Genomic DNA, 8,443 nt, shown 5'->3' on the forward strand with positions numbered 1-8,443 from the left:
ATTCCTTTATTGTTTTGGGGTTGTAAACAGTATCCTGTATTCTTTATAACCGGCCGCCGGTGTATAATCGTCTCCTTCTTTTGTAAAGAACCGGCGTTCATTAAAGCGTTCACTGTCAGGTTTTATTTCCCGGTAATCGTAGTAAACAGCCTTTACTATTGCGTATTCCTCATAGCCATCCAGCTGCTGAGGGTCTCCGCCCGGGTCCATCAGGCTTGTTGTTTTGACGAGGTAACGCATAGTTGTGATGCGATTAACAACAGTGTCTATGTATATGCTGACAGCTTTAAATTCAGATGTTTCCGGGAAAGATACCTGTAATACTTTTTGCCTGCCTTCGGCACTTATCTGGCAACCAGTAGCACCGGCTTTCAGCAATAATGCAGCAGAGTAAGCCACAGGGTTCTGTCCTGCCATGGAGTCTGCCCTTACAGGAGAAATAAGCATCTGTTTATCTTCCCTGAACAGGATAATATTATATTTTCCGTTGCTTATGGTCTCAGTACTATCCAGTAAATACCAATATTTGCTACCGTCCATTTCCACACTTCCAGAGAGAGAGTCCAGTATATTCCCCGGCGTATGCTCGTTGGAATATGTGAACTTCACGGTAAAAGCGAGAGGCTTTGATCTATAGGACTGTTCTGCTTTTTTCAGTAACAAAGCCGCTCTTTCCATACCATTCCCGGCCTGCGCCATTACCGGCAGAAGTCCCCTCAGTAGTATTATTATGAGTATTAAAAGTTGTTTCATTGTTTTCACTTTTTGCGTTATGGCAGGACCTCCTTTTGTAAGGCACTTCTTGTTTCCTTGATGGTCTGGATACCTCTTTCCGTCTCTTTCTTCAGGCGGATAAGGGTTCCATCGTCATCATATTCATAGAGAGTAGCATAGTTGTTCTCATCCAGTTCTGCCATCAGCCGCAGGTTTTCCGGGCTGTATACAAAGGATTTCATGTTCGCATTGTATGGGTGGATGCGGATGTCGTCAAAGTATGAAGCAACGCTTCCGGTAGAAAGCATGTAAACGGAGAAGCTTCGTGTACCAGCGGGGAGGTCAATTACCTGTTCATAGCGTTGCCAGCCTTCGGTAATATTTCCGGCAGGCAGGGCTATGATCGTTGTACTGTCAGTAGCTGTGCGTACCCGGATCTGTACCTGATTACCGGTATAGGTTAAGCCCCTGCAAGGTTGCGCTTCTTTTACCCAGGCGCTGAACAGTAATCTTGTGCCTGCTATAGGGGAAAAAGATGGTATCAGGGAGTTTTTCCCGGCTTTTACGCTGTAGAGCACACTATCTGTCCCGGCACAGTTGCCTGGGCCTGCGTTATAGGATAACATGAATCCGGCAGTATCGGCGGCAACAGTATTGGTAGTAATGCCGTAACTACGGCCGGCATCTACACGTAAGCTGTATTTACCTGTATGTTGCTCGGTAGTATCAAGAGAGGTTTTATACTGGGAAAAGTCGAAGCTGCGAGCCACGTCACATGCGTTGTCACATTTTATACCAGTAAAGAAATAGTCCTCAAACCCGTCATAGGCAGTTTCCCGGTACCTGGCATTCTGTGCTACCGCGACAGGCAATGCGTTATCATAGCCGTATAATCCTGCGGTATACCGGCCATAAGGATCTTTGTTCTCTATCTCAATGCCTTTGACATTATATAAAGTCGTTTCAGACATCCACAGCCATTTTGTTGTATCCGGCTGAGCTTTCCACTTATTGCCGGATAATGTCCAGAAAGGAGTAAATGAAGGGATAATGCCACCGGTGCGGTATTTCACGGCAACGGCGGGATCAGTTTCTGCTCTTTCTCCATAATAAGCATATGCTTTCAGGGGACGCCAGTTTCCTTGTAATCCGTACACAAAAGCATTTACGCTTGTATCTGTAACAGCGCTGTAGCAGGAGCCGGAAGTGGCAGTGGTACAGGTATAGCAGTTGCCTATAGTGAGCTCAGCTGCTTTGGTACTGTTACCTTGTAAATGATATGAAACTATGTCAGAACCTGCGCAGGCATCGCTTTGCAGGTTGTAAAAGCTTACTGAAGCTCCTGAGGATGATGTCAGGGCTACTTCACAGTCACCAAGGCTGGCTTTGTAAACAGCAGCAGTTTGTTCTGTGGTGATCGCGTAGAAAGGCTTGTTGATGTTCTTATAGAGAATAGCACATTGTGTATAGGAGATGTCATATCCTGCACGCCTGGCATCTCTTAACAGAGAAGACATCTTTATACCGCTTGATGCATTTATGAAAAGGCGATGTGAGCTGATAAGATAGTCGAACAGTGGTTTCAGGCATTCGCAGGCACAGGAGGATGGCGCCTGTGCCCTTTCTCCTGCCCTGGATAGCTCAGGACTGCTGATAAGAAATATCAACAGCAATACGAACTGTTTCAAAAGATTCAGAATTGTTCTTAAAGTGTTATTCATGATAATTTCTTATTACAGTTTGATATACCCGGTTCCGTTAAGTAATGTGTATTTTACATCTACACAAACTACCCCATTCTGAATCCGTCGTACCCCCACGTCTTTTGCAATAACCTTAGATGTCACACCACTACAATAAATCGAAGTATTGGTATTTGTATCACCTAATTCACAGTCTTTCTTGCTAATGGAGTAATTGACTGTCAATCCATTAACATTAGCCGGTTGGGTCCGTGCCTGGTCATAATAAAAAAATAAGGTAACCGTAGCCGTTGTTTCAGTAGAACTCTGTACTGTCTCTACTATCTGCATATACACATATACAGGTAATGCAGTACATACTCCTTCTGCATTCGCTTTCTCCTGCGCCTTGGTCTGTGCCAGCTGTAATGCCTGGCTGTTCGCATCGGCAAGACTGGTGTTCACTACAATTGTACCAGCGGCAACTGTATAAGAAACCGGTGTACTTCCATATCCGGTCGGACAACTGCGTGTGGCAGATGCCGTTTGAGCTTCATTTGGATAGCTGCAGACAGCATTTGCATTAGCAAGGGCTTGCCCTTCCGAGTTCAGTTTGGCCTGAGCCTGAGCATTAGCATCATCCTTACTGATGTTAGACGTTACTGCACCCGCAGGCAATGAATGACTTACAGCACTGGATGTACCTCCAGTCGTACAGGTTTTATAGAAGGTTCCGGACATCGCATCACTGCTATAAGTACATACCCCATTCTGATTGGCATTATTCTGCCCATCTGTATTTAAACGCGCACTTGCTTTAGCATTAGCATCTTCTTTACTGATGTTTGATGTTTCCGCACCTGCTGCTAATTCAAAAGAGATAGGTGTAGTTGTTCCACCTGTTCCACAAACCTTACTGAAGGAACCCGACATCGCATCACTGCTATAAGTACATACTCCATTCTGATTGGCATTATTCTGCCCTTCTGTATTCAGACGTATACTTGCTTTAGCATTGGCATCCTCTTTACTGATGTTTGATGTTTCCGCACCTGCTGCCAGTTCATAGTATATAGAAGTGGTGATTCCTCCTGTTCCACAAATCTTACTGAAAGAACCGGACATCGCATCACTTCCATAAGTACAGATTCCTTTTGCATTTACACTGTCCTGAGCAGTAGCCAATGCTTTATTATTAGCATCTTCCTGACTGATCAGGGATTCGAAAATTCCTGCTGGGATTGTATAAGTGACAACAGAGCCTTCCCCACCAGGGCCACAGTCATTTCTCGTAAGTGTTCCTGTTAGGAACTCATTAACAAATGGACATATTGTTTCCGAATTTGCCAGCGCCTGGCCATCAGCAATAGCTTTTACTCTGGCAAGTGCATCTGCGGCCTCCTGGCTGATAAGAGAAGAATCTGTTGCAGCTGGGTGGTGGTAGGTTATCTCCACTCCCGGTTTTCCACTCGGACAAATGCCGGTAAACACTGTATCTATTGGCGAATTATAATAATATGGGCGACATTCACTTCTTGCTCCTGCATACACTTCGCCATTCATCTCCATATCAGCTGCTGCTTTAGCGTCAGCATCTTCCTGGCTGATCTCTGAATAATAGCTGCCTTCCGGTACTACGTATTCTATCGGGGCACCCGGAGCATAACCACGTGGGCAGGTACTTGCAAATGACTGTCTCAGCTCCCTGCTTGTATAATAATGCGGGCCGCAATCACTGCCTCCTACATATTGTGCGTAAGGCACCTGCAGACAGGTGGTTTCTACTTTCAGCTTCTTCCTGTCCGTTCCTTTCCAGAACTGGCCAAAATCTCCAGCTGTGGCAGAAATCACGTTGATAGTGCTGTCAAGTACCAGGCTATACCCGTTCCCTGTACTTTTCAAGGGGTTGCCAAGGGAAGTGATCTGTCCAAGGCTGGCAGAAATGTTCCTTCTGCCAGAGCGAATTACTTTCATTACTACGTCGTTACCAGAGAAAGGCGCTCCATCACGATCTACAAAATAGATATCTGGCTCTCCGCCGGACATTGCGTTGGCATCAACAGCATATATTACACTGGTTGAACGGAAAGTGGCTACTTCCGGGGTACAGTCTTCTCCACCCGTCCTTTCTTTAGATCCTATCAGGATCTCATCGCCGGCTGAGAAATAGTCGGTTTCTTTTGCAGTAGCAAAGCCAATGTTCAATCCTTTGATGATCTTGCCCTGACGAATGAATATATTGTCCAGTGTAGTGTTGATATTCTTATATGCGCCACTCATGCCGTCATACACCCAACCCGCAGGCATGTTGAAATTATAAACGGGGTCTCCCAATTCATTTTCCGTACGGCTTAATACAGGGCTGCCGGTTTCGCTGTCAAAAAGCAGGTTTTTAGTGTATACCCTGCTTCCCCTGTTTGTCACTACTAGGCTATCTAAGATCCCATGGCGGTTGATGATCTTTGTAGCACCGACTGAAAGGAATTTCGTTTCCTCACGCTGTATCAGGTTAAGTGCCATTGGCACAATGAAAATCGGAGGCCAGAAGAAGGTAAAGTTATCCGTATTCAGCCCCAGGTTTACTGCATTGGTTACAGAACGCTGTGAACGCATATCCAGCATCAGCTCCATATCCTTACCCATTGTAGCTGCAGTATCTATCACTCCCTGCGGGTTGATAGCCATCACCGTATTGCTCAGGTGTTTATTGAGCGCCTTTTCATTATCTACTTTGTAAAAATTCTCTGTAGATGATACAGGGTTGTCAGGATCTGATTCTGAATAATATGCTGTAGACTTTACCTTCCCGTTCATATCATTCAGTTCTACCTTAAAGCCCTGGCTGACAGCTACAAAATGACGGGCATTGATCTTAAGGAAGTTATTTAACGCCGGTTTAAAGCGTTTCTTGCTATCTCCCAGCAAGGTCATATCAGTTAATGTAGGAAAGTCATAAGTAGTATAGAATCCTACCTCATCATAACCATTAACAGAACGGGTGTTCTTAGCGTGTATGGTCCTTGTCCTTACTTTACTGTAACCTACGGAAGCAGCGGGATAGAACGTTTCGCCCAACGGCTTTTCAGTGTAACCGATGCTGATCGGGGCCAATGCTGCTACCTGTTCTTTATATGCCAGCGGCATACGCCAGGGGTTCTCCTCTCCTCCCAGTATTGGTTCATAGCTGGCTACACCACTACTGATCGCCTCAGTCTTTCCATTAACAATCCTCGTAGTAGTATATTGATATTCCTGTCCGTAAACAGATTCTTTCTGCCGGGTCATGGCATTCCAGTGATCATAAATACGTATGCGTTTTACACGTAATCCACCGCCATATTTTTTATGATAAGGGTTATTCAGGCGTACCATAGAACGCGCCAGATCCACCTTCTTCGCCCAACCTTTAATTCTCGCTGTGTTATCATAGTTCTGCACCATGTTGATGAAGTTGTCAGCCTGTGACAACAATATCTTCACCGCATCCCCCAGATCAGCATCCTCTCCCACATCGGAACCTGGATAGGCTTTAGAGGGGAGGTTAAGGCGCAGAAATTGCACAGAAGCTTTAGCCAATGGGCTGTAAATACTGGTGGATTTATCTGCTTCACCTCCGCTGGTAATGGCTTTCACCTTGAACCAGAAGGTATTCCCGTTATTAAAATATCCGTAATTACCAGGATCCAGAACAGCATAACAGGATACATATTCCTTTCCACTGCCAAACTTATCTGCCGGCATCTCTACGTACAGACGGAAGAATATGGTGTCTATTCCTTCGAGATAATGTGTATACAAGTCCTTCTTACTGGTCACTGCCTTCGGTGCATTGACGGAAACATACATATATTCATTTAGCGGACCATACAAGTCAGATTTCAGATCTCCCGTGGATGTAGGCTCCGACCCTGAGAAACCAGCTATACTGAACATCTGCGCCGCTCTCTTGTTCTGTACAAAGGCGTAGTCATCACTTTCATAGTCCACCTTTATACGTCCGCCGGCAGGCAGCACGATAGAGTCCAGCGTCCATGCAGCTGCATTTTGTGCAGCCAGCGTACTGTCCTGCAGCGCATAGGGATAATCTGCGTTAGTGATTACATTACCAGAGGTAGAACCAGGGTTCTGTAAAGGATCCTTATAATTTCCCCACCGGTCATATGATTTGTTATTATATGAAGGGTTATTGCTGTTATAGTTGAAGACATAAGGATTACGCTGTCCCTTCTTATTACCGTTATATTCAAACCAGATACGTTTCAGGGTTAGTTTGCCTTTATTATTTAATGGTCTGCTGGCACCTGGACAGAGTTCGTAAGTGTATTCAAAATGAACAGTTTTAACAGGTCTTGCACCTGCAGCACCGTATTTCTGGAAGTCAGCCTTTACATACAGGTTGATCTCATCCAGCCTTTTCATGACGCCACCAGGGTATTTGTTTCCCTTCTCATCTACTGCAGGCTGATCCTCACGATCGCTCAACTTAAAAGTAGCGATCATATTCTTTGATTCGATAGAGTTCAGGTACCACAGTTCTTTCTCACCATATATGTAACTACCCTTATCGTCACGTGAATCTGTTTTCAGTCCTTCGTTGTAGGTTGCACTATCTGTAGATGGTGCGCGCCATCTGTAAGGATTTTTGATCCCTGCTACTTTTGTATAATTGAATTTAACGGCGCTTCCCGGATCGTCGTCTGAAATACCGTCACCTGTTACATCCACATAGTCGGGTGATACCAGTCCTGTAAGCAGGAAGCTGTGTGCATATGCCGGTACTTCTTCGCTGTTAAAATAATGATCATTGCCTTTGCTGTTGGTAACGTTGTCGTCTGTACCATGCGTGTATTTTACAAGACCATCCGCCCTGTTACCATCGCCGGCATCAACAGAAAATGTTTTCTCCCGCTGTTTGAGGCTATATACCGGTAAACCGTATATATATCTGCGTCCATCAGGATTCAGTACCTGTACTTCAGAGATGTGATTTTTCTTTCGGAAGGTGTTTATTCTTTTTTCCAGGGATATTCCGTTCTGTACAGCCATTGTATCTTTTGACGGCAGCAGGTACAGGTTACTTTTAGGGATAGGCATTAAAGGAAGACCTGCATATCTCCATCTCAGTTTAATGATGGCTTCTTCTGTATTCTGGAAATATTCAAGCTTAATATTATACAGTTGCCCTTCCTGGAGGTTGACAAAAGCTGTATCAGCCGTTTGGGCGTGTACATCCCATCTGTCAATGAACAGGCTGTCGTTTATATATAACCTTACCCCGTCATCGCTGTTTGTCACGATCTCATAAGCGCCGGTTACATCTGCTTTCAGCCTGCCTGTCCACCGGGCAGACCATCTGCGGCCAAATTTATTCAATCCCGCAGGTACCCCGGCATTAACAGCGTCCAGGTTAGCAAAATTGACAGCTGTATCTACTTTAGCAAAATGCAGTTGCTGGAACTCTTTACCTACGAAGTACTCAGCCGCTAATCCATGACGGTCTACATCCAGCTCTTCCGGGAAGGTCAGGTTACAATTATGAAGAGCATACTGGTTCAGGCCATAGTTCTCGATGTATTTTGACAGGCCTGCTACAGAAGATTCTTCTGCAGTCAGGTAGCTGATCACCTGGGTACGTTTGTCGCGCGTATCCTTAGTGGTACTGCGGGGGGACATTGTCTGCTGACCAACATATTTCTTAGCCCTGTAACGGTTCAGTATATTGGTAGTAGAGATATCGGGGCCGCTGTTACCTGCCTGGGAAAGGTTCACAGCAACAACATCATCCCCTCCTAGATTTTCGTAAAAACTACTTGTATTCAATGCCATTTCTCCGGGATTCCGGAAATAGGCTGCTTCATAGTTCCTATTAGACTTTGTGAAGGCTACATTATTACGGAGTGGATTAGACGCCTTCCAGGGCCCTGTTTCTGTATAAGAGCGATTCACATTCAGGTCTACACCTACATGGACAAGGTCTCCAAAACCCAATTCTCCACCTAACCGGTCTGAATTATCGCGCGTCCGTATACTATGGTCATATATATACC

The 8,443-nt window shown here is 45.2% G+C and carries 3 protein-coding genes; all 3 read right to left on the bottom strand.

Annotated elements, in window-relative coordinates:
* Positions 1-6 precede the first annotated feature (6 nt).
* Positions 7-753: a hypothetical protein gene (locus GO493_RS18160; RefSeq protein WP_157307637.1), complete on the bottom strand. Its 747-nt coding sequence runs from the start codon at positions 751-753 to the stop codon at positions 7-9.
* Between the two features lie 17 nt (positions 754-770).
* On the bottom strand, positions 771-2,435 hold the full coding sequence (locus GO493_RS18165) for a hypothetical protein (protein WP_157307638.1): 1,665 nt from the start codon (positions 2,433-2,435) through the stop codon (positions 771-773).
* Between the two features lie 12 nt (positions 2,436-2,447).
* Positions 2,448-8,443 (bottom strand): DUF5977 domain-containing protein (locus GO493_RS18170; RefSeq protein WP_198315750.1); only part of this gene is annotated, 5,996 nt, incomplete at its 5' end.

The organism is Chitinophaga tropicalis (genome assembly GCF_009758205.1).
Classification (GTDB): domain Bacteria; phylum Bacteroidota; class Bacteroidia; order Chitinophagales; family Chitinophagaceae; genus Chitinophaga; species Chitinophaga tropicalis.

Bases quoted from the DNA above. Each gene is read 5' to 3' on its own strand.
- GO493_RS18160 (WP_157307637.1), bottom strand. From the start codon at position 753: ATGAAACAACTTTTAATACTCATAATAATACTACTGAGGGGACTTCTG.
- GO493_RS18165 (WP_157307638.1), bottom strand. From the start codon at position 2,435: ATGAATAACACTTTAAGAACAATTCTGAATCTTTTGAAACAGTTCGTA.